This window comes from Streptomyces aurantiacus JA 4570 (assembly GCF_000414115.1).
GTDB lineage: Bacteria > Actinomycetota > Actinomycetes > Streptomycetales > Streptomycetaceae > Streptomyces > Streptomyces aurantiacus_A.
The window spans coordinates 1-21,873 of the sequence record NZ_AOPZ01000026.1 but is presented as its reverse complement, the minus strand read 5'-3'; the positions used below and the strand labels follow the sequence as shown (position 1 = coordinate 21,873).

Sequence of the window (21,873 nt, the reverse complement as noted above, 5' to 3'; positions counted from 1 at the left end):
ACGAGCGCGCAGCGCGATCGGCGGCGCCCACGCATGCGTGAGGGCCCTGTTCCGGCAACCGGAACAAGGCCCTCACCGCTGCGCAGCTCAGCGCAGCGTTACATCATGTCTTCGATGTCCGCCGCGATCGGGTCCGCGTCGGTCCCGATGACGACCTGGATCGCGGTGCCCATCTTCACGACACCGTGCGCGCCCGCGGCCTTCAGCGCCGCCTCGTCGACCAGGCCGGGGTCGTTGACCTCCGTGCGGAGGCGGGTGATGCAGCCCTCGACCTCTTCGATGTTGTCGATGCCGCCGAGCCCGGCAACGATCTTCTCAGCCTTGCTGGCCATGGTGTTCTCCCTGCTCTGAAAAGGACGCGGCCACGACACCGTAGGTCCGCTTTGTCACGTTAACGCACGGTTGGCCCATCTTCGCGGGCGGTCACGGCACCCGTCCTCAATCATGACGATCAAGGTGACACCCCTCGTGGGGGTGTGCCGACTACCCGTCCGTAACTGGTCTACACCAGTTTTCAACGACCGCCAAACCTGGCTGGTTCCGGGAGGAACGCAGATGAGTTCCGACGCCGCCGCGGTGCCGCGGAAGAAGTGGTGGAACGGCCTCTTGCAGGGGCTGCAGAAGATGGGCCGCAGCCTCCAGCTGCCCATCGCCGTGCTGCCCGCCGCCGGCATCCTCAACCGGCTCGGCCAGCCGGACGTCTTCGGCGACGACGGCCTCGGCTGGACCAATGTGGCCAAGGTCTTCGCGGCCGCGGGCGGCTCCCTGCTCGATTCCTCGCTCGGCCTGCCCCTGCTGTTCTGCATCGGCGTCGCGATCGGCATGGCGAAGAAGGCGGACGGGTCGACCGCGCTCGCGGCGGTGGCGGGCTTCCTCGTCTACTACGCGGTCCTGCGCGCGTTTCCCGACGACTGCCCCGCGGGGGCCGACTTCGCGGGCGCGGGGCTGTGGAGCGGGGTCTGCGTGACCGGCGAGGGCACACCGACCCAGGCCGCGTACCAGAACCCGGGGGTGTTCGGCGGCATCGTCATGGGTCTGCTGTCCGCCTGGTTCTGGCAGCGCTACCACCGCGTGAAGCTGGTGGACTGGCTCGGCTTCTTCAACGGGCGGCGGCTCGTCCCGATCATCATGGCGTTCATCGGCCTGGTCTTCGCGGGCCTGTGCGTATGGGTCTGGCCGCCCATCGGCGACGGGCTCACCAGCTTCTCCAAGTGGCTGGTGGACCTCGGCTGGCTGGGCTCGGGCATCTTCGGCGTGGCCAACCGCGCGCTGCTCACCGTCGGCCTGCACCAGTTCCTGAACACCTTCGTCTGGTTCCAGTTCGGCGACTACACCAAGCCGGACGGCACGGTCGTGCACGGCGACATCAACCGCTTCCTGGCCGGGGACCCGACGGCCGGGCAGTTCACCTCGGGCTTCTTCCCGATCATGATGTTCGCGCTGCCGGCCGCGGCCCTCGCGATCACGCACGCGGCCCGGCCCGAACGCCGCAAGGTCGTCGGCGGCATGATGCTCTCGGTCGGCCTGACGTCGTTCGTCACCGGCATCACCGAACCGATCGAGTACTCCTTCCTGTTCATCGCGCCCGCGCTGTACGTGATCCACGCGCTGCTCACCGGCGTCTCGATGGCGGTCACCTGGGGCCTCGGCGTCAAGGACGGCTTCAGCTTCTCCGCGGGCCTCATCGACTACGTCATCAACTGGAGCCTGGCGACGAAGCCCTGGCTGATCATCCCGATCGGGCTGGTTTTCGCGGCGGTCTATTACGTCTTGTTCCTCTTCGTGATCAAGAAGTTCGACCTGGCCACCCCGGGACGCGAACCGGAGGAAGAGGCAAAGGCGTTGGACGAGGAGCAGACCAAGGCGTAGGCACGGAAGCGGAACCTTCCGCGATACCCTTTGCCAGGCCCTCGGACCCTTTGGTCCGGGGGCTTTTCGTCATGGATGCGGCGTTATGGCCGACCCCACAGGAATCGTGGGTTCCTTATGTCGCCTTGACCGTGTTACAACAGGTCTACACCACTGAGTGGTGTAGACCACCTGGTTGCTGTCACCCCCCAACTGTCCCCTGGCAGCACCCGCACATGGAGGAAGTCAATGAGTACCGCCACCACCTCGGCGGCGCCCGCGAAGAAGCGGGGCTCCGGTCTGTTGCAGGGTCTGCAGAAGGTGGGCCGCAGCCTGCAGCTGCCCATCGCCGTACTGCCCGCGGCCGGCATCCTGCTCCGCCTCGGCCAGCCGGACGTGTTCGGCGCCGACGGCCTCGGCTGGGGCAAGGTCGCCACGGTCTTCGCCAACGCCGGTGACGCCGTGTTCTCCAACATGCCGCTGCTGTTCTGCATCGGTGTCGCGATCGGCTTCGCGAAGAAGGCGGACGGCTCCACGGCTCTCGCCGCGCTCGTCGGCTTCCTGGTCTACACGAACGTGCTGAAGGCGTTCCCGGTGACTGAGCTGCAGATCACCAAGGGTGCCGACATCCCCGCCACCTACAACGACCCCAAGGTCTTCGGCGGCATCATCATGGGCCTGATATCCGCCGTGGTGTGGCAGAAGTTCCACCGCACCAAGCTGGTGGACTGGCTGGGCTTCTTCAACGGCCGCCGGCTCGTCCCGATCATCATGGCCTTCATCGGCACCGGCATGGGTGTCCTCTTCGGTCTGGCCTGGGGTCCTGTCGGTGACGCGATCACCAGCTTCGGCGAGTGGATGACCGACCTCGGCTCGGTCGGCGCGGGCATCTTCGGCGTGGTCAACCGCGCGCTTCTGCCGGTCGGCATGCACCAGTTCGTGAACACCGTGGCCTGGCAGGAGATCGGCTCCTTCACGGACTCCGCGGGCGCCGTCTGGCACGGTGACATCCAGCGCTTCATGCACGGCGACCCGACGGCGGGACAGTTCATGTCCGGCTTCTTCCCGATCATGATGTTCGCGCTGCCCGCCGTGGCCCTCGCCATCACGCACACGGCGCGGCCCGAGCGCCGCAAGGTCGTCGGCGGCATGATGATGTCGCTCGCGCTCACCTCGTTCGTCACCGGCATCACCGAGCCGATCGAGTTCGCGTTCATGTTCATCGCCCCGGTCCTGTACGTGATCCACGCGGTCCTGACCGCCGTCGCGATGACCGTCACCTGGGCCCTGGGCGTGCACCACGGCTTCACGTTCTCGGCCGGCGCCATCGACTACGTACTGAACTGGAAGTTCGCCGAGAAGCCCTGGATGATCATCCCGATCGGCCTGGCGTTCGCGGCGGTCTACTACGTGGTCTTCCGCTTCGCGATCGTCAAGTTCAACATCCCGACCCCGGGCCGCGAGCCCGAGGAGGAGATCGAGGACCTCACGAAGGCGTGAGCAACGTCCCCGCCTGACGCGTAGGGCCCGGAACCGATCGGTTCCGGGCCCTTCGTCGTCGTACCGCCGCGGCGGCTCAGATCTCGTACGTCGCGCCCGCGGCCGCGAGGTCCGCCGGGCCGGTGAAGACCTCCCGCGCGTCCGCGAGATTGACCTGCGGGTCCGTCCACGGCGGGATGTGCGTGAGGACGAGGCGGCCGGCGCCCGCGCGGCGGGCGGACTCGCCGGCCTCGCGGCCGTTGAGGTGCAGGTCGGGGATGTTCTCCTTGCCGTGCGTGAACGCGGCCTCGCACAGGAACAGGTCGGTGCCGGAGGCGAGTTCGTCGAGTGCCTCGCACGGGCCGGTGTCCCCGGAGTACGTCAGCGAGCGGCCGCCGTGTTCGAGCCGGATGCCGTACGCCTCGACGGGGTGGCAGACCTTCTCCGTGCGCACCGAGAACGGCCCGATGTCGAAGGCGCCGGGCTTGACCGTGTGGAAGTCGAAGACCTCGCTCATCGAGGACGCGGAGGGCGTGTCGGCGTACGCCGTGGTCAGGCGCTGCTCGGTGCCCTCGGGGCCGTACACCGGGATGGGCGCGCAGCGGCCGCCCTCGTGCCGGTAGTAGCGGGCCACGAAGTACGCGCACATGTCGATGCAGTGGTCGGCGTGCAGATGGCTGAGGAAGATCGCGTCGAGGTCGTACAGACCAATGTGGCGCTGCAGCTCGCCCAGGGCGCCGTTGCCCATGTCGAGCAGCAGCCGGAAGCCGTCGGCCTCGACGAGGTAGCTCGAGCAGGCCGATTCCGCGGACGGAAACGACCCCGAGCAGCCGACGACGGTGAGCTTCATAGAGCTGGAACCTCCACGCTGGCGGTCGGGGGAAACGGGGGCGTGCGGTCCGTCGAGCGTAAGGCGCAAAAGGGCGGCTCGCTCCTCCGTGGCCTGCTGTTGTGGGCGAAGTCACCGGTCACGTCACTCTTCCCCCGTAGTTCCGGGGGGTGGGCGTGACCCCGCACGGCTCAAGTCGGCGCCGGGTCGGCACGGTGCCGGTCCAGGATCGGTGGGGCGGGAGCCGCGAGACCGGAACGCGCGGATTGAAGGTTTACCCAAGATTTGTTGCAGGCACGTCGTGCACGTTGGTGCGGTGCCGGCGCGACAGCCGACGGAGTCAGCTCCGGTGCCGAGGCCGGCCGCAGCAGGCTTCCCAAGCTCATCTCTGTTGTACAGGGGGATTCAATGCTCAGAATGCGCAATCGAATCGGAGCGGCTGTTGTCGGTTTCGCTGCCACCGGTGCTGTCCTCACCGCCGGTCCCGCGTCCGCAGACATGCACTGGACGAAGGCCGACGCCTCCGGCTACTCGGCCCAGGCGCAACGCGCGGGCCTCACGGCGAAGCAGGCCGAGGCCCTTCAGCAGAAGGTCGACCGCCACCTCGCCAAGGTCCCCGACAGTCGCCAGACGGGCCCAAACACCATCGCCTTCCCTGGCGGCAAGGTCGTTGTCGAAGTACCCGGCGGGCAGTACTCAGGAGCCCTGCGCTCCCCGTACAGCGACTGCCGCTTCGAATTCTGCGGCGGTGAGGATTCAGGAACGGCGTACTCCTGGGATCAATGCCGCAAGTACGACGTCAGGCACATGAGCGGTCCGGGATTCTGGTGGAACAGCCAAATCGACCGAATGCGGGTGCATATGTACGGCGCGCAGGGAGAGCGGATCTACACCACCCCCAACGCGTACTCCGAGGACAAGTCCGCAAATTGGTCGCCGGTGTACTGGATCAAGACATGCATTCCGGCCAAATGAAGAACAGGCTGCATCACGCACCCGAGGCGGGCTACGACGCGACCCCTGCGTGCGGCGGCGGTGGGGCGGGGGCGCCGGTACCGTCGTGCTCATGGACACGTCGTGGTGGCTCGCGCTCGCCGCCGTGGTGGTGCTCGCGTTCGTCGTCACCCTCGTGGACGGGTGGGCGCGCTCCGGGCGGCCCGCCCGGCGGCGCGGGGTGCGGCGGCCGCCCCGGCGGGAGCGGGGTGGGCGGCCCCGGCCGCGGGCCGGGGAGATCTGGTGGGCGCGGGTGCCCTATGAGGGCGGGGCCGGGGGGAAGGATCGGCCCTGTCTCGTGCTCGGTGTCCGCGGGGACAGCGTGCGGGTCGCGAAGATCACCAGTAAGTACCGCGACGAGCGGGGCGGGGTGATTCCGTTGCCGCCCGGGGCCGTCGGGGACGCGCACGGGCGGGCCAGTTTCCTGGAGACGGACGCGGTCCGGGAAGTCCCGGTGTGGGACTTCCGGCGGCGGGCGGGGGTGGTGGATCCGGTGCTTTGGGATCAGGTGCGGCATCTGGCTGGGTAGCCCTGGCGGGGGCCCTCCCCAGTCCCGCCCCTTCCCGTAACCAGGGGGCTGCCGCAGTTTCGGGAAGGGGCGGGATTGGGGAGCTCCCGGCCGGGCTCACGCCCACAGTTGCCCGTGTACCGCCGCGATGGCCTCCTCGTCCGTCGCCGCCGTGTAGACGCCCGTCGAGAGGTACTTCCAGCCGCCGTCGGCGACGACGAAGACGATGTCGGCGGGTTCGCCCGCCTTGACGGACTTGCGGCCGACGCCGATCGCGGCGTGCAGCGCGGCGCCGGTGGAGACGCCGGCGAAGATGCCCTCTTCGCGGAGGAGTTCCCGCGTGCGGGTCACGGCGTCGGCGGAGCCGACGGAGAACCGCGTGGTGAGAACGGACTCGTCGTAGAGCTCGGGCACGAAGCCCTCGTCGAGGTTGCGCAGGCCGTAGACGAGGTCGTCGTAGCGCGGCTCCGCTGCGACGATCTTGATGTCGGGCCGCTGCTCACGGAGGAAGCGGCCAACGCCCATCAGGGTGCCCGTGGTGCCGAGGCCCGCCACGAAGTGGGTGATGGACGGCAGGTCGGCGAGGATCTCGGGCCCGGTCGTGGCGTAGTGGGCGCCCGCGTTGTCCGGGTTGCCGTACTGGTAGAGCATCACCCAGTCGGGATGCTCGGCGGCCAGCTCCTTGGCGACGCGTACGGCGGTGTTGGAGCCGCCGGCCGCGGGAGAGGAGATGATCTCGGCGCCCCACATCGCGAGGAGGTCGCGCCGCTCCTGGGAGGTGTTCTCCGGCATGACGCACACGATGCGGTAGCCCTTGAGCCTGGCCGCCATCGCGAGCGAGATGCCGGTGTTGCCGGAGGTGGGCTCCAGGATGGTGCAGCCGGGCGTCAACCGGCCGTCCTTCTCGGCCTGTTCGACCATGTGGAGCGCGGGCCGGTCCTTGACGGAGCCGGTCGGGTTGCGGTCCTCGAGCTTGGCCCAGATCCGCACGTCGGCCGACGGGGAGAGCCGGGGAAGCCGGACCAGCGGGGTGTTGCCGACGGCCGCGAGCGGGGAGTCGTATCGCATCGGCGATCGGGCCTGTCAGGCCATGCCGCCGGCGACGGCCGGCAGGATCGTGACGCTGTCGCCGTCGGACAGCTGCGTGGAGACGCCGTCGAGGAAGCGGACGTCCTCGTCGTTCAGGTAGACGTTCACGAAGCGGCGCAGGGTGTTGCCCTTGTCCTTGTCGATCAGCCGGTCCTGGATGCCCGCGTGCCGCGACTCGAGGTCGGCGAAGAGCGCGGCGATGGTGTCGCCGTTGCCCTCGACGGCCTTCTCGCCGTCGGTGTAGGTGCGGAGGATGGTCGGGATGCGGACCTCGATGGCCATGCGGAGGGCTCCTGTCGGGAAGGGGTTCGGGGTGCTGCCGGGGTGGTGCGGGAGGCCGGGGCCGGGCCCGGTGGGGGCCGGTGCAGATCGTGGCACGGGCGCGCGGCGTCCTGCGCGCGGCGGGGTGCGGAGTGCGCGTGCGGCACCGCGGCAGGGGCCGCGGGCGGCGGGGCGGCGCCCGTCAGGGCCGACAGATGGCGCTGGCGAGGCGGCACAGGTCGACGTGCAGCCGGCCGACGAGCAGGGCGCCCGGCGTCGTATCGATGCTCACGTCGTTCGAAACCATGCGGTCATCGTATCGATTCCCGGTCCGGGACCTGGAATGTGATCTCGGATGCCGGACGGATACCGTTCGGTGGCCGGACGGCGGGACTGGTCCGGCCACCGCTCACGGCCGGATCGCCCCCTGCGGACCGGGCTCACCGATCTGCCCGGGGAGAGGCGCGCCGATCCGCCCGGGGAGATACGTCACCGTCGGCGCCCCCGTCGCCGGATGCACCGCCACCTCCGCCGCGACCCCGTACACCTCCGCGAGCAGCTCCCCGGTGAGGACGTCCTTCGGCGGCCCGGAGGCGACCACGCGGCCTGCGTCGAGGACGTACAGGCGGTCGCAGTAGTACGCGGCCAGGGTCAGGTCGTGCAGGGCGAGGAGGTTGGCCGTGCCGAGGCCGCGGACCAGGCCGAGGATCTCCAGCTGGTAGCGGATGTCCAGGTGGTTGGTCGGCTCGTCGAGGACGAGGACGGCCGGTTCCTGGACGAGCGCCCGCGCGGTCAGGACGCGCTGCCGCTCGCCGCCGGACAGCCGCGCGAAGGACCGCCCGACCAGGTCCGCCGCGCCCACCCGCTCAAGGGCGCCGCGCACCAGCTCCTCGTCGGCGGCCGTGTCCGCCTCCCAGAAGCGCTTGTGCGGGGAGCGGCCCATGGCGACGATCTGGCGGACGGTGAGCTCGAAGCCCGCCTGCCCGTCCTGCGGCACCGTGGCGATCCGGCGCGCGCGGGCCTTGGCGCCCGCGTCCGCCAGGTCGTCGCCGTCCAGCAGGACCCGGCCCCCGGTGGGCCTGAGCGCCCCGTACACACAGCGAAGGAGTGTCGTCTTGCCGCTGCCGTTGGGGCCGACCAGGCCCACCGTCTCGCCCGCGGAGACGGAGAGTGAGACGGCGTCGACGAGGCGGCGGCCGGACGGGATCTCGTACGTGAGGTCTTCGGCGCGCAGCAGGCCCTCGGTGCGCGGCAGATCGGTACGCGGTTTCATGCCGCCGCCTCCTCGCGTGCCCGGCCGCGGCGCAGCAGCCACAGGAAGAACGGGCCGCCGGTGAGCGCCGTGAGCACGCCCACCGGGATGTCCTGCGGCGCCGCCACCGTGCGTGCCGCGAGGTCCGCCACCACCAGGAACACCGCCCCCATCAGCGCGGCCACCGGAAGGAGCGCCCGGTGCGCGGCGCCCACCAGCATGCGGGCCGCGTGCGGCACCATCAGGCCGACGAAGCCGATGGCCCCGCTGTGCGCGACGAGCACGCCGGTGACCAGGGAGGCGAGCACGAAGACGCCCGCGCGGAACCGGGCCGTGTCCAGGCCGAGTACGGTGGCGCCCTCCTCGCCGACCAGGAGCAGGTCCAGCGGGCGGGCAAGCGCGATCAGCAGCCCCGTACCGAGGGCGAGGACGGTCAGGGGCACCGCGAGCATGTCCCAGCGAGCGCTGCCCAGGCCGCCGAGCGTCCAGTACAGGACCTCCTTGAGGTGGTCCGCGCGCGCCGAGACGACCAGGATCAGGCTGGTCAGCGCGGCCAGGACGTACGAGACGGCGACGCCCGCGAGGATCAGGCGGCTCGTCGTGAAGCCGCCGCCGGGGTCGCGGGCTAGGGCGTACACCACGACGAGCGCGAGGAACGCGCCCGCGAAGGACGCCGCCGGGAGCGTCACCGTTGTCGCCATGCCCGCGCCCACGCCGAGCACGATCACGGAGACCGCGGCGGCGGACGCTCCCGAGGAGACGCCCAGCAGGAACGGGTCGGCCAGGGGGTTGCGGACGAGGGCCTGCAGGGCTGTGCCGACCACCGCGAGGCCCGCGCCGACGGCTGCGCCGAGCAGGACTCGGGGGAGGCGGACGTCGAGGACGATGGTGCGGTAGGGGGAGGGGTCCTGGGCCCGGCCCGTGAGGATGTCCCACACGTCGGCGAGGGGGATGCGTACGGAGCCCAGCGCCAGGGCGAGGGCGCAGGCTGCCGCCAGGGCCAGGGTGAGGGTGGCCATCACGGTGGCGTAGCGGAGGCGGGGCCCTGCGGGGCTTTCCCCGATCCCACCCCTTCCCGAAACTGGGGGCTCCGCCCCCAGCCGCTCCGCGCCTCGTCCTCAAACGCCGGACGGGCTTCAATTGAGCTGTCCCGACAGCTTCTCCACCGCCCCCGGTGCCCGCACCCCGAGCACCACATCCGACAACGGCAGCACCGCGAAGCGCTTGTTCTTGATGGCGGGGACGTCCTTGAGGGCCGGGTCGTCCAGGAGGCGCTTCTTCTTCTGGGCGACCGTCGTGGCGCCGTAGTCGTAGATGACGATCACGTCGGGGCGGCGGTCGACCACCGTCTCCCAGGAGGCGTCGCCGAAGGACTTGTCGAGGTCGGCCATGATGTTGCGGCCGCCCGCCCGCTCGATGATGTCGTTGCCGATGCCCCGGCCGCCCGCGGTGAACGCCGTCTTGTCGCCGCTGTCGTAGACGAAGACGGAGAGCGGCTTGCCGTCCTTGGTGTTCCGGGCGGACTTCTTCGCGGTGGCGGCCAGTTCGGCCTTGGCGTCGCGCACCCACTTCTCGGCCCGGTCGCGGACGCCGAAGGTGGCGCCCGCCTCGCGCACCTCGCGGTAGACGTCGTCCATCGTGACCGCGTCCTTGGCGCAGCCCTCGATGTTCAGGCGGGTCTTGATGCCGGACTTGGCGAGGGCGTCGCGCGAGCGGCCGTCGCCGGCCGCGAAGGCGCTCGCGTAACCGCCGTACACGAAGTCGGGGTTGGCGGCGAGCAGCTTCTCGTACGAGGGGTACTCCTTGGCGAGCACCGGGCGGGACTTGTACGCCTTCTCGTACTCGGGGAGCACCTTGTCGTCGAGGTAGGCGGTCCCGGCGATGCGGTCCTTCAGGCCCAGCTCCAGGAGGATCTCCGTCACGTGCTGGTTCATGGTGACGGCGCGCTTCGGGGGTGCTTCGTACGTCGTCTTCTCGCCGCAGTTGGTGACGGTGTACGGGAATCCGGCGGCCTTGGCGGCGGGTTTCCCGGAGTCCTGGTCGTCGGACGACGACGAGCACGCGGTCAGCGGCAGCAGGATCGCCGCCACGGCGGGCAGGGCGCGGGCACGGGTACGCATGGGTGCGGGCCTCCTCCAGGGGATTTCCGCGTCCCCTGCGTGAAGTGGAGGAGGCGGCAGGTCAGTTCCTGACTCCCGGGCGCGGCTCGCGTCCGGTCACAGTGGCGGGACCGCGCCGGATTCGCACCGGCTTCCTGGGTCCTGCCGCCTCAAAGGTCGTGCTCAGTATGCCTGGACGACCCGGACCTCCTCCTCGGTGACCTCGCCCTCGACGATCCGGAACGAGCGGAACTGGAAGGGGCCCGCTTCGTCGGTGTCGGCGGTGGAGACGAGGACGTAGTGGGCGCCCGGCTCGTTGGCGTACGAGATGTCGGTGCGGGAGGGGTATGCCTCCGTGGCCGTGTGCGAGTGGTAGATGACCACGGGGTCCTCGTCGCGGTCGTCGAGATCGCGGTACAGCTTGAGCAGATCGGTCGAGTCGAACTCGTAGAACGTGGGCGAGCGGGCCGCGTTCAGCATCGGGACGAACCGCTCGGGGCGGTCGGTGCCCGCCGGGCCCGCGACGACGCCGCACGCCTCGTCGGGGTGGTCCTTGCGCGCGTGCGCGACGATCTGGTCGTGCAGGGCCTGGGTGATGGTCAGCATGTCGGCCAGGATAAGCAGCGGGGCGGCCCCGTACCGAAGTGTGGTACGGGGCCGCCCGCATGCTGGACGAGACCGGGTCAGTCCTTGGTGAGCGAGGCGCCGTCCTCGGCGGCCGGGCCGCCGTGTACGCGCTTCTTGAAGGCCGCGGCCTCCGGGTTGCGGCTCTTCAGGACCAGGTAGGACACGCACAGGATCGCGGCCCAGATCGGGGCGCAGTACAGGGAGATCCGCGCGTCCTTGTCGACGCCCATCATCACGATGACCATGCCGATGAAGGCGAGCGCGAACCAGCTCGTGTACGGGGCGCCCGGCGCGCGGAAGGTGGACTGCGGCAGGATGCCGCGGTCGGCCTTGCGGCGGTAGTTGATCTGGGAGACCAGGATCATGATCCAGGCCCACATGCCGGAGATGGTCGCGAAGGAGACGACGTAGTTGAACGCCTCGCCCGGCCACTGGTAGTTGATCCACACGCCGACGAGCATCAGCGCGGCCGACGCGGTGGTGCCGACCAGCGGCAGGCCGTTCTTGGTGAGCTTGGTGAAGAACTTCGGGCCCTGGCCGTTGAGCGCGAGGTCGCGCAGCATGCGGCCGGTGGAGTACATGCCCGAGTTGCAGGAGGAGAGGGCGGCCGTCAGGACCACGAAGTTCACGATCGCGGCGCCGATGCCGAGGCCCATCTTCTCGAAGGCGGCGACGAACGGCGAGACGCCCGGCTGAAAGTGCGTCCACGGCACGACCGACAGGATCATGATCAGGGCGCCGACGTAGAAGACGGCGATGCGCCACGGCACGGTGTTGATGGCCTTGGGCAGGGTCTTCTTCGGGTCCTTGGACTCGCCCGCGGTGACGCCGACCAGCTCGACGGCGAGGAAGGCGAACATCACGATCTGCAGGGTCATCAGCGTGTTGCCGATGCCGTTGGGGAAGAAGCCGCCGTTGTCCCACAGGTGCGAGACGGACGCGGTGTCGCCGGCGTCGGAGAAGCCGATGGTGAGGATGCCGGCACAGATCAGGATCATGCCGATGATGGCGGTGACCTTGACCATGGAGAACCAGAACTCGAGCTCACCGAAGAGCTTCACGGAGATCAGGTTGGCGCCGTACAGGATGACCGTGAAGATCAGCGCGTACGCCCATTGAGGAACGGAGCCGTGCGTCCAGTACTGCATGTACTGGGCCGCCGCGGTGACTTCCGTGATGCCGGTGACGACCCAGAAGAGCCAGTACGTCCAGCCGGTCACGAAGCCGAAGAAGGGGCCGACGAACTCGCGGGCGTACTCCGAGAAGGAGCCCGAGACGGGCCGGTACATCAGGAGCTCGCCGAGCGCGCGCATGATGAAGAAGATGACAAGGCCCGCGATGGCGTAAGCGAGGATGAGGCTCGGCCCGGCCTTGTGGATGGCCTTGCCCGCGCCGAGGAACAGGCCGGTGCCGATGGCACCGCCGATCGCGATCATCTGGATCTGCCGGGCGCCTAGCCCGCGCTGATAACCCTCGTTGTCGCCGGACGCGTCCGCGCCCGCCGCGGCCTCATTGCCGTCGTACTGCTCTTCGACCTGCACTGAGGTCATGGTGACGCCTTTCTCCATGCTGATCCGCGCCGCGAACTGCGGTTTCGCCGCGGACCAGGTCCTGATCCCCCCGGATGGTGATGGAGTGCCGCCGACGGTCTGCCGGCCCCTAGCGCCCTCGGTGACATGGGTGGCGTCACCGAGCGGTCGTGAAGATTTATCACGACCGCCACAGTGATCGAATGAGCCACATGTGGTGCACACCACAGGAAGAAGCGGACAAAAGTCCCTCGACGCCACGTAAGGGGGTAACGAGGTGACAGGATCGTTATCCGGATTTGAGCGTCCGTTGAGCGGACGCCGACGATCTTCAAAAGGGCGTCACACGGACGCCAGAAAACCGTCACCCCACCAGTGCGGAATCCGTCACGTCACCGGCTCGGAATCCGTCACGTCACCGGCGCCGGACCCGTCACGTCATCAGCGTCTCGACGAGCGTTTCCTGGAGGCCGCCGAGCCACAGATACGCCATCACCATCGGCTTGCGCGGGTCGGAGTCCGGCAGCCGGTAGAGGAGGTCGGTGTCCTCCTCGTCGGTCACGTCGAGGCGGGCGCCGATCGCGAGCCGCAGGTCGTTGAGCGCGCCGAGCCAGCGCCGCGACTCCTCCGGGGACAGCTTCAGGACCGCGCCGCCCTCGCCCGCGACGGTGAGCGCGTCCAGGGAGCGGATCACGGCGAGCGCGTCGTCCCGCTTGCGGGCCCGCAGGTCGTTCTCGGTGAAGCGCCTGAACTCGGCGGAGTACGCCCGCAGTTCGTCCTCGTCCCCGGGCCGGCTGCCCGGGCCGCCGTACGCGTCCGGGAGGAGCCGCTTGAGCACCGGGTCGGCGGGCGGCTCGCTCGGGCCCTCGGCGAACAGCTCCGCGAACGGGTCGCCGTCGTCGCCGACCGGCTCGTCGCCCGGGCCGATCAGCTCCAGGAGCTGCACGGCGAGCGAGCGGATGATCGAGATCTCGACCTCGTCCAGGGCGACGGCGGCGCCGCCCCCCGGGATCGCTTCGAATTGTCCTGGCATCAGTCGCGTCGCTACTTCCGGTCCTGCTGGAGCGTTGCCCACAGCCCGTATCCGTGCATCGCCTGCACGTCGCGTTCCATCTCCTCGCGGCTGCCGGTGGAGACGACGGCCCGGCCCTTGTGGTGCACGTCCATCATCAGTTTCGTGGCCTTTTCCTTCGAGTACCCGAAGTACGACTGGAAGACATAGGTCACGTAGCTCATGAGGTTGACCGGGTCGTTGTGCACGAGCGTGATCCAGGGCACGTCCGGCTCGGGGACCGCGAAGGTCTCCTCTTCGGCGTCGGGGCGTGTGATCTCTACGGGAGCAGCGCTACTCACCTGTCCCATGCTGCCACCCTGAAGGGCCCACCGCACAAACGGACCCCTGAAATCGTCAGAGTGACGAGATGCGGGTAGCATCCTTGTCATGAACTCTGGGGAGCATGACCTGGGGCTGCCGGTGGACGTCCCCTCCACCGCGCTCTTCACGGATCATTACGAGTTGACGATGCTGCAGGGCACGCTGAAGTCGGGCACCGCCGACCGGCGCTCGGTCTTCGAGGTCTTCACCCGCAGACTGCCCGAGGGCCGCCGCTACGGCGTGGTGGGCGGCACCGGCCGGGTCCTGGACGCCGTCGAGAACTTCCGCTTCGACGCCGTCGTCCTCGCCTTCCTGCGCGAGCGCGGCGTGGTGGACGCGCCGACCCTCGAATGGCTGGCCTCGTACCGCTTCAGCGGGGACATCTGGGGCTACCCGGAGGGCGAGGTGTACTTCCCCGGCTCGCCGATCCTGCGGGTCGAGGGCAGCTTCGCGGAGTGCGTGCTCCTGGAGACCGTGATCCTGTCGATCCTCAACCACGACTCGGCGATCGCGGCGGCCGCCTCCCGGATGGCCTCCGCCGCGGGCGAGAGGCCGCTGATCGAGATGGGCGCGCGCCGCACGCACGAGCTGGCGGCGGTCGCGGCGTCCCGGGCGGCGTACGTGGGCGGCTTCACGACCACCTCCGACCTTGCGGCCGGGTTCCGCTACGGCATCCCGACCGTCGGCACCGCCGCCCACTCCTTCACGCTCGTGCACGACAGCGAGCGGGACGCCTTCCGCGCGCAGGTGGACGCGCTCGGCCGGGGCACCACGCTGCTCGTCGACACCTACGACGTGAGCGAGGCCGTCCGCATGGCCGTCGAGATCGCGGGCCCCGAGCTCGGCGCGGTGCGCATCGACTCCGGAGACCTGCTGCTGGTCGCGCACCGGGTGCGCAAGGAGCTCGACGACCTCGGCGCCACCGACACGAAGATCGTCGTCACCTCCGACCTGGACGAGTACGCCATCGCCTCGCTCGCCGCGGCGCCCGTGGACGCGTACGGCGTGGGCACCCAGCTGGTCACCGGCTCCGGGCACCCCACCTGCTCCATGGTCTACAAGCTGGTGGCCCGGGCCCGCTCGGCCGACCCCAAGGCGCCGCTCGAACCGGTCGCCAAGAAGTCGCTCGGCGGGAAGTCCTCCGTCGGCGGCCGCAAGTGGGCGGCGCGGCGCGTGGACGCCTCCGGGGTCGCGGAGGCCGAGGTCGTCGGCACCGGCCCGGTGCCCGCCGAGCTCGCCGACCACCAGCTCCTCGTCGAGCTGGTCAAGGGCGGCCACGTCGTCGCCCGTGAACCGCTCGACGCGGTGCGCGAGCGGCACGCGGCCGCGCGGGGGCGGCTGCCGCTCTCGGCCACCCAGCTCTCCCGCGGGGAGGCGGTGATTCCGACGGAGTACGTCGGGTGAGTGGGGAGTGCGCCTCGTGCCCTCTCCCGCAACGGTCCCGGAGTCTCTAGGCTCGGTGCACCAGCTAGCTAAGGAAACCCGCCATGCGTCGCGCCCTGATTGTCGTAGATGTACAGAACGACTTCTGCGAAGGGGGCAGCCTCGCGGTCTCCGGCGGTGCGGACGTGGCCGCCGCCATCACGGAACTGATCGGCCAGGCTCCCGCCTGCTACCGCCACGTCGTGGCCACCCGTGACCACCACATCGACCCCGGTGACCACTTCTCCGACCGTCCCGACTTCGTCGACTCCTGGCCGCCGCACTGTGTGGCCGGCACGGAGGGTGTGGGTTTCCACCCGAACTTCGCGCCCGCGGTCGCCTCCGGCGGGATCGACGCGGTCTTCGACAAGGGGGCGTACGCGGCCGCGTACAGCGGCTTCGAGGGGGTCGACGAGAACGGGGACTCGCTGGCGGGGTGGCTGCGGGAGCGGAAGATCACCGAGGTCGACGTGGTGGGCATCGCCACGGATCACTGTGTGCGGGCCACGGCGCTCGACGCCCTCCGTGAGGGTTTCCGTACGCACGTCCTCCTCGACCTCACGGCCGGGGTGTCCGAGGCGACCACCCAGCGTGCGCTGGACGAGCTCCGCGAGGCGGGCGCCGAACTCACCGGCAAGCCGGTGGTGTGACCCTGCCGGGGGCTCCCCAAGCCCGCCCCTTCCTTGAGGACGAGCCGCGGAGCGGCGATCAGCGGGGGTCCGGGGGCGCAGCCCCCGGTTCGGGAAGGGGCGGGGTTGGGGGCTACGCAGCCGCGCCCCGTCTGAGCAGCGCCCGGATCGGGTGCCACAGCTCCTCCACGGACGTGGAGTGATCCGGCGCCGTGCGCCATATGAGCCCGTCGGGGTGGTGCAGGACGGCGGTGACCTCGTCAGGGGTCGGAGGCTCCGCGTTGCCGCGGAGATAGACGGCCCGCAGGCCGAGATTCCGCAGCCGCGTCAGCGCCCGAGCCCGGTTCGCGGCATGCACGAGCACCCGTACGCGCCCGCCGGCCCCAAGCGGCGAACCGGGGCTCGGCAGGGTCAGCGCCACCACCACACTGCCGTTCGGCAGCTTGCAGAAGCCTCCTGCGGCCATGGTCTGTCACACCCCCGTGAGACGTCGTGTCAATAAGAGAACCACAGGACGCACCTAAACACGATCGGCCGCCGCCCGCTAGGGGGCGACGGCCGATCAGCCAGAAACAGGTCTCTGACCTGCGATGACGCAAATTACTTCGAGGAGCGGCCCACCTGGACGGTGATCGTCGAGCCGTCCTTCGGCTGCTTGAGGATCTTTATCCGCGTGTTGGTGTCAGTGACCTTCACGCTTCCCGTGGGGTTCTCCGCGTACCAGTAGGTGCCCTTGCGGTCGTCGAAGACCGGGGCGCCCTTCTTGGACTTGATCTTGAGCGCCACGTCCGCGTTGTGCAGGGTGATCGCGTCCGTCGCGTACTTCGAGAACGGCGCGTCGAACGGCTGGATCTTGTTCCGCAGGAGCGAGCCGTCCTTCCACTTCATCGGCTTGGCGTGGGCGTCGACCGGGAGGATCAGGCCCTTGCCGGGGTGCTGGCTGACGTTGTTGTCCTTCTGGGAGGTGTCCCACTGCCAGACCAACAGGCCGGTCTGGTACGGGTAGTGCTCGACCCAGTCGGGACGCGACGCGGAGAAGCCGAAGTTGTACGGGCCGACCTTGAGGGTCTTGTCGTACGACACGTACTGGCGGTTCTCGGCGAAGTAGTACTGCTCGTAGTTCTTGGTGAAGGACTCGCCGATGCGCGAGAAGCCCTTCGTCCTCCAGCCGTTGTCGTCGCCCTCGGCCCCGTCCTCGACGAGCTTGGCGCCGTCCGCGGTCAGCGTGATGGCGTCGGCGGTGAAGCCCTTGAGCGCGGTGCCGCCGTCGGTGGCGTAGCGGAAGCGGACGTCGATCTTCTTGCCGGCGTAGGCATCGAGCGGGAAGACCAGCTTCTGGTACTTCTTCGAGGAGCCGGTCAGGGCCGGCTTGTCGCCCGCGTCACGGGTGATCTGCTTGCCGTCGGCCGTGCCGTCGACGGGCGTCCAGTTGGCGCCGCCGTCGGTGGACACCTCGGTGTAGAGGTAGTCGTAGTTGGTCTCGATGTCCCACCAGCCCTGCAGCGACAGATCGGCCTTGGCCTTGCCGGTGAGGTCGACGGAGCGGGTGAGCGTGTTCTTCAGGTCGTCGTCCTGACCGCTCCACCACTGCTTGGTGCCCTCGACGGGCTTCACGACCGTCGTGGTGACCGGCTTCTTGGGCAGCTCGACGAGGAGCGCCTGGCGGTGCCGGGTGTTGTACTCGGCCACGCCCAGCTTGTGCTCGGAGGTCGTCGCGGCCTTCGCCTTGGCGTAGTCGAGCCAGCCGAGCTGGAACTTGTCCCAGGCGGTCATGTCGCCGGGCAGGTCGCCGATCGCGTCCTTGCCGGTGCCGAGCCAGGAACCGGCCGACATCAGCGACCAGAAGCCGACGGAGTTCTCGGCCTTGCCGGTGGTGTCGTACAGGTCGGGCAGGCCCAGGTCGTGGCCGTACTCGTGGGCGAAGACGCCGAGGCCGCCGTTCTCCGGCTGCATCGTGTAGTCGCCGACCCAGATGCCGGAGTCGCCGATCTGGGTGCCGCCCGACTTGTTGTCGGACGGTCCCGTCTTGCCCGCGTCGTTGCCGTACGCGTACCAGCGGTGCGCCCACAGGGCGTTCTCGCCCTCGGCGCCGCCGCCCGCGGACTCGTCCTCGCCCGCGTGCACGATCTGGAAGTGGTCGATGTACCCGTCGGGCTCGTTGAAGTTGCCGTCGCCGTCGAAGTCGTAGCGGTCCCACAGGTCGTACTTGGCGAGGTCCGCCTTGATCTGGGCGTCCGTGCGGCCCTTGGCCTTCTGGTCCTTGACCCAGGCCGTGGTGCCGTCGCGCACCGCGTCCCACACGTTGGCGCAATTGGAGTCGCCGCAGTAGTTGGAGCCGTACCGGGCCTCGTTGTAGTCGACCTTGACCCAGTCGGAGACTTCGCCGTCGACCGAGTAGCGGCCGGAGGAGGTCTTCTCGTAGTACGTCTTCAACGAGTGCTTGGGCTTGCCCTTGGCGTCCTTGCCCTCGCCGAAGTACAGGTCCTTGAAGTGCTTCTGGTTGTAATCCGCCTGCCAGGCCGTGCTGTTGTCCTTCGCACGGTCCGGCTTGGCTATCTTGTTGTGCGCGGGGCCTGCCTTGCCGCCGTACTTCTTGACCGGCTGCTCCGGTCCGTCGGGACCGTCGGGGTCGTACATGGTGGTGTCGTCCACCTTGTCCCCGAACTCCACCAGGATCGTGAAGATCTTGTCGGTCTTCTCGCGGCCCAGCTCGACGTACTTCTTGTCGTCGAGCTTCACGACGTTGGAGCCGCCGCGCTTCTGGACCTTGGCGTCGCCCGCGACGACCTGCTCCAGGGCGGCCTTGCGCTGCTGCGCCTGCTGCTTGCTGAACGGCCCTTCGAGGTCGTGGTCGACATGGGCCTTGGCGTCCGCCGGGTCCCGGCGGTCGACTCCGGACGCGGGCGCCTTGCCGCCGCTTCCGCCGTCGTCGGCGGCCGCGACTCCGTATACCGAGAACGTCGCGGTCGCCGCCGCGAGCGCCACCGCGGCCGCGGTGGCCCGGAACGTCCGTCTCTTGATTGTCACTTGATGGTGTCCTCCCCCGCGCCCGCATCACGGACCGAAAATTCCCGGTCGAGGAGGTCCGCGCGCGATATGCGCGTCACAAGTGACGACATTCGACCGGAGAGAGGGAAGAAAAGACAGACCTTGACTTGAACAGGCCAAGTGCTCTATGCAGACTCGACCGTCCGCCATGCGAACGCGGGCACGATGGCACAGGGCGGCGCACCCGGGTCGCCTGCGGCTCCCTCAACGGGCGCGCCGCACCGTCCAGTTGGCGGGACGCATGAATCCATGCGCCCCCTGTGCACCGGCACCGTGGGTTAGGTCACGCTTACCGCACGTTCCCGTCGGGCATGCAGGCGAATAGAGTCATTTCGACGGTGCGCACGGGTACTCGGCGAAGCTTCCAAGTCGCCGCCTTTGAGCACCCTTTGATTCGTATACGTCCATATCGTCTTGATCTGCTTGATCCGCTTGATCGCCCAGATCCGCTTCATCGCCCTCGTTCCCGCGCGACTTGCTGCATCCCCCGAACCGCTGTCCCGAGGACGGATCACGCCATGCCTCGCCCCATGCCTCGTCCGACCGCCGCACAGCTCGCCTACGGTTCCGCGACCGTCATCTGTTCCGCGCTCGCCATGCTGCTGCTCTCCCAGGCGGGTTCGGTGCCCGGAATAGCGGTCATCACGTTCGCCGCGCTCGGCCTCGGCCTGCTCGTGGCGCTGACGGTTCCCGTGCCGAAACCGGCCCCGGAGCCGGCTGCCGCGCCTGCCGCCGCGCCTGCCGACGCTCCCCTGGAGGAGCGGATTCCGGTGCCGCGCACGCTGATCGCCCCCGAGACCGCCCCCCAGACCGTGCGCCCCGTACGCGAACCAGCGGGTCCGTGACGCCCCACGTGCCTCGCACGTGACGCCCACGAACCCGCCGCGGGTACCGCCCGGCGCCGCCGCAGCGCCGGGCCTTCGCCATGTTCGCTCGTCCTTGGTGGTCCTGTGTCCTTGATGGTCCCGCGTCGGCCTCAGGTCACGCGTTCACGCTGACCACCACGGTCTTGGCCGCCTTGTCGTGCAGGCCCTGCTTGTAGGGCTTGTCGAAGAAGCTCCAGCCGCCGCAGATCGCGGTCCAGATGCAGGCGCAGCAGAACGCGAACGGCAGCCACAGGACCGCGGAGCGCACCAGCGCCGTCTGCAGGGTCGGGTTGGCGCCGTCGTTCAGGTTCGCCACCCGCATCCCCATCCACTTCTTGCCCAGCGTCTGACCCGTCTTGGAGATCAGATAGCTGTCGTACGCCATGTAGAGCACGGCGGCGAGCAGCGACTGGCCGAACGACTTGCCCGCCTCGACCTTGTCCGGGTCCAGGTCGTACTCGTTCGTCCCGAACAGCAGGGACAGCAGCCAGACGACGACGCCGACCAGGATCATGTCGATGATGCGGGCGAGGACGCGTTTGCCGCTGTCCGCGAGTGGGGGCATGCCGGCGAGGGGGTCCTGGCCGCCGTATCCGCCCCCGTAGGGGTCGCCTCCGTACGGCGGGGGTGGGGGGCCGCCGCTGCTGCCCGGCGGGGGCGGCTGCTTCCTGAAGGGGTCGTTGTCGTCGGGGTCCGGGGGGCCGGGGTATTGCGGCGGTTCGGTGCTCATGGGGTGAGTGCACCTCGAAGTGGGGGCGGGCGCGAGTGGCGGGCGGCTGTCCGGGTTACCCGACTGGGGGCTCCGCCCCCAGACCCCCGATCGGCCTGGGCGTTTGAGGACGAGGCGCGGAGCGCCGAAAAGGGGGGAAAGGGGCGCAGTCCCAGCCGACTACTGGCCCGCCACAAACGTCCCCGCGACCTTGTCGTGCCAGCACTGCCGCCACGGCCGGTCGAACACGCACCAGAGAACGCCGACGACCCCGATCACGAGCACTCCCGGCACGCTGTACACCAGCCACCGCCGCAGCGCGGCCCCGAACGACGGCGCCGCGTGCTCCTCGATGTCCCGCACCTCGACCCCGCAGACCCTCTTGCCCAGGGTGCGCCCCCACTTGGCGGTGGGCAGCGCCTCGTACAGGACGCCGAAGAGCAGCAGCACGCCGAGCACGATGCCCAGGTAGCCCGCGGTCGTGCCGTCGAGCAGCCACACGGTGACCTTCTCGCCGGACAGCTTGGCCGCGTCGATCTTGCTGTCGATGTGGTCCGCGGCCCGTGTGCCGAGCGGCAGCGCCGCCCCCGCGGTGACCGCGGCCAGCACGACCGTGTCGATGAGCCGCGCCGCGAACCGCTTGCCGAGCCCGGCGGGCCGCGCCGAGGCATGTGCCTGTGCCGCCGCCGCGAAGGGGTCCGTGGCCACCGGCTTCCACGGCAGCACGGGCCCCTCCCCCTGGGGCGCCGAGGGCCCCTGCGGGGGCGTGCCCTGCGCGGGCGACTGGGCGAGCTGGTGGACCTGCTGGGCCCACGAAGCCGACCCGCCCCCGGGCCCCGACGTCACCGGCGAGCCCGCCCCGCCCGGAGCACCGGCCCCCGGCGGCACGGCGCCCTGCTGCTGCGGCACCCCGGGCGCCTGAGCGGCCGCAGAGGACACGGAAGGAGCGGCAGGCGCGGCAGGGGCGGAGGACACGGAGGGCGCGGCGGGGGAAGTGGTCGCGGGCGGGGCCGACTTGGGGCGCAGGGCGCGGATCGCCATCGTGCCTTCCGTGCCGCCGTCCGCGTCCGGCGTCCCGGCCCCGGCCGGCTTCACCGGTCCCGTCGGCCGCCGGAAGGTCACCGTGCCCTCACCCGTGGCGGGCTTCGGCACCCCGGGCTTGACGGCCCGGATCGTCACCGTGCCGGGGCTCTCGCCCTCGGCCGGGTCCGGGCGGTCGGCGGCCGCCGGAGTCTGCGCCTGCTGCCCCGGCTCCTGCCGCGCACCGGGCAGGGCCTGCGCGGGCACGCGCCGCGCGCCGCCCTCGGCCG

General features: G+C 69.8%; 23 protein-coding genes and 1 riboswitch. Of the genes, 7 read left to right on the top strand and 16 right to left on the bottom strand.

Going from position 1 to position 21,873, the window contains the following annotated elements; translation table 11 throughout:
- Positions 1-98: 98 nt before the first annotated feature.
- A complete protein-coding gene (locus STRAU_RS03685) occupies positions 99-332 on the bottom strand; it encodes a PTS sugar transporter subunit IIB (RefSeq protein ID WP_016638888.1) in 234 nt (77 codons plus the stop codon).
- 223 nt (positions 333-555) lie between these two features.
- Between STRAU_RS03685 and STRAU_RS03680 the strand changes: the two genes are divergently transcribed.
- Together STRAU_RS03680 and STRAU_RS03675 are read left to right on the top strand one after the other, a co-directional pair.
- Complete coding sequence (locus tag STRAU_RS03680; RefSeq protein ID WP_016638887.1) at positions 556-1,869, top strand: PTS transporter subunit EIIC; 1,314 nt, start codon at positions 556-558, stop codon at positions 1,867-1,869.
- Between the two features lie 228 nt (positions 1,870-2,097).
- Complete coding sequence (locus tag STRAU_RS03675) at positions 2,098-3,348, top strand: PTS transporter subunit EIIC (protein ID WP_016638886.1); 1,251 nt, start codon at positions 2,098-2,100, stop codon at positions 3,346-3,348.
- A 76-nt stretch (positions 3,349-3,424) separates the two neighbouring features.
- On the opposite strand, the gene STRAU_RS03670 is transcribed toward STRAU_RS03675, so the two are convergent.
- Positions 3,425-4,177, bottom strand: coding sequence for an MBL fold metallo-hydrolase (locus STRAU_RS03670; RefSeq protein WP_016638885.1), 753 nt, complete (start codon positions 4,175-4,177; stop codon positions 3,425-3,427).
- A 396-nt stretch (positions 4,178-4,573) separates the two neighbouring features.
- Between STRAU_RS03670 and STRAU_RS38815 the strand changes: the two genes are divergently transcribed.
- Positions 4,574-5,131 carry a hypothetical protein gene (locus STRAU_RS38815; protein ID WP_158692004.1) on the top strand — a complete coding sequence of 186 codons (558 nt, stop codon included), beginning with the start codon at positions 4,574-4,576 and terminating at the stop codon, positions 5,129-5,131.
- Positions 5,132-5,222: 91 nt separating this feature from the next.
- Complete coding sequence (locus STRAU_RS03660; RefSeq protein WP_037657353.1) at positions 5,223-5,678, top strand: type II toxin-antitoxin system PemK/MazF family toxin; 456 nt, start codon at positions 5,223-5,225, stop codon at positions 5,676-5,678.
- Positions 5,679-5,774: 96 nt separating this feature from the next.
- Here the strand turns inward: STRAU_RS03660 and STRAU_RS03655 are convergent, their stop codons facing one another.
- From STRAU_RS03655 to clpS, 10 genes are all read right to left on the bottom strand, one after another.
- A complete protein-coding gene (locus STRAU_RS03655; RefSeq protein ID WP_016638882.1) occupies positions 5,775-6,725 on the bottom strand; it encodes a PLP-dependent cysteine synthase family protein in 951 nt (316 codons plus the stop codon).
- A gap of 15 nt (positions 6,726-6,740) precedes the next feature.
- The gene (locus STRAU_RS03650) at positions 6,741-7,028 is read right to left on the bottom strand and encodes a MoaD/ThiS family protein (RefSeq protein WP_016638881.1); all 288 of its coding nucleotides are present in this window, start codon (positions 7,026-7,028) and stop codon (positions 6,741-6,743) included.
- 181 nt (positions 7,029-7,209) lie between these two features.
- Entirely contained in the window at positions 7,210-7,314 is a 105-nt protein-coding gene (locus STRAU_RS44385) for a putative leader peptide (protein WP_016638880.1), read from the bottom strand.
- Between the two features lie 102 nt (positions 7,315-7,416).
- Positions 7,417-8,280 (bottom strand): ABC transporter ATP-binding protein, encoded by an 864-nt coding sequence (locus tag STRAU_RS03645; RefSeq protein WP_016638879.1) that lies wholly within the window; start codon positions 8,278-8,280, stop codon positions 7,417-7,419.
- Positions 8,277-9,278, bottom strand: a complete 1,002-nt coding sequence (locus tag STRAU_RS03640; protein WP_016638878.1) for a FecCD family ABC transporter permease — start codon at positions 9,276-9,278, stop codon at positions 8,277-8,279. Before STRAU_RS03640 ends, STRAU_RS03645 begins: the two co-directional genes overlap by 4 nt.
- Before the next feature lie 117 nt (positions 9,279-9,395).
- Positions 9,396-10,379 (bottom strand): ABC transporter substrate-binding protein, encoded by a 984-nt coding sequence (locus STRAU_RS03635; protein WP_016638877.1) that lies wholly within the window; start codon positions 10,377-10,379, stop codon positions 9,396-9,398.
- A 42-nt stretch (positions 10,380-10,421) separates the two neighbouring features.
- Positions 10,422-10,539: riboswitch (cobalamin riboswitch) on the bottom strand.
- A 2-nt stretch (positions 10,540-10,541) separates the two neighbouring features.
- A complete protein-coding gene (locus STRAU_RS03630; RefSeq protein WP_016638876.1) occupies positions 10,542-10,964 on the bottom strand; it encodes a M67 family metallopeptidase in 423 nt (140 codons plus the stop codon).
- A gap of 77 nt (positions 10,965-11,041) precedes the next feature.
- Positions 11,042-12,535, bottom strand: a complete 1,494-nt coding sequence (locus tag STRAU_RS03625; RefSeq protein ID WP_052028936.1) for an amino acid permease — start codon at positions 12,533-12,535, stop codon at positions 11,042-11,044.
- Positions 12,536-12,947: 412 nt separating this feature from the next.
- The gene (locus STRAU_RS03620; RefSeq protein ID WP_016638874.1) at positions 12,948-13,547 is read right to left on the bottom strand and encodes a DUF2017 domain-containing protein; all 600 of its coding nucleotides are present in this window, start codon (positions 13,545-13,547) and stop codon (positions 12,948-12,950) included.
- 11 nt (positions 13,548-13,558) lie between these two features.
- Entirely contained in the window at positions 13,559-13,876 is a 318-nt protein-coding gene (gene clpS / locus STRAU_RS03615; RefSeq protein ID WP_016638873.1) for an ATP-dependent Clp protease adapter ClpS, read from the bottom strand.
- 79 nt (positions 13,877-13,955) lie between these two features.
- Between clpS and STRAU_RS03610 the strand changes: the two genes are divergently transcribed.
- Both STRAU_RS03610 and STRAU_RS03605 read left to right on the top strand, forming a co-directional pair.
- Positions 13,956-15,293 (top strand): nicotinate phosphoribosyltransferase, encoded by a 1,338-nt coding sequence (locus STRAU_RS03610; RefSeq protein WP_037657343.1) that lies wholly within the window; start codon positions 13,956-13,958, stop codon positions 15,291-15,293.
- An 83-nt stretch (positions 15,294-15,376) separates the two neighbouring features.
- Complete coding sequence (locus STRAU_RS03605) at positions 15,377-15,961, top strand: nicotinamidase (RefSeq protein WP_016638871.1); 585 nt, start codon at positions 15,377-15,379, stop codon at positions 15,959-15,961.
- Between the two features lie 112 nt (positions 15,962-16,073).
- Here the strand turns inward: STRAU_RS03605 and STRAU_RS03600 are convergent, their stop codons facing one another.
- Both STRAU_RS03600 and STRAU_RS03595 read right to left on the bottom strand, forming a co-directional pair.
- Positions 16,074-16,406: a hypothetical protein gene (locus STRAU_RS03600; RefSeq protein ID WP_016638870.1), complete on the bottom strand. Its 333-nt coding sequence runs from the start codon at positions 16,404-16,406 to the stop codon at positions 16,074-16,076.
- A gap of 134 nt (positions 16,407-16,540) precedes the next feature.
- On the bottom strand, positions 16,541-18,967 hold the full coding sequence (locus STRAU_RS03595) for an immune inhibitor A domain-containing protein (RefSeq protein WP_016638868.1): 2,427 nt from the start codon (positions 18,965-18,967) through the stop codon (positions 16,541-16,543).
- A gap of 551 nt (positions 18,968-19,518) precedes the next feature.
- Between STRAU_RS03595 and STRAU_RS03590 the strand changes: the two genes are divergently transcribed.
- The gene (locus tag STRAU_RS03590; RefSeq protein WP_016638867.1) at positions 19,519-19,833 is read left to right on the top strand and encodes a hypothetical protein; all 315 of its coding nucleotides are present in this window, start codon (positions 19,519-19,521) and stop codon (positions 19,831-19,833) included.
- A gap of 136 nt (positions 19,834-19,969) precedes the next feature.
- On the opposite strand, the gene STRAU_RS03585 is transcribed toward STRAU_RS03590, so the two are convergent.
- Both STRAU_RS03585 and STRAU_RS39895 read right to left on the bottom strand, forming a co-directional pair.
- Positions 19,970-20,584 carry an RDD family protein gene (locus STRAU_RS03585; RefSeq protein WP_016638866.1) on the bottom strand — a complete coding sequence of 205 codons (615 nt, stop codon included), beginning with the start codon at positions 20,582-20,584 and terminating at the stop codon, positions 19,970-19,972.
- 159 nt (positions 20,585-20,743) lie between these two features.
- Positions 20,744-21,873: RDD family protein (locus STRAU_RS39895; protein ID WP_106967799.1), on the bottom strand; the 1,130-nt coding region annotated here is incomplete at its 5' end.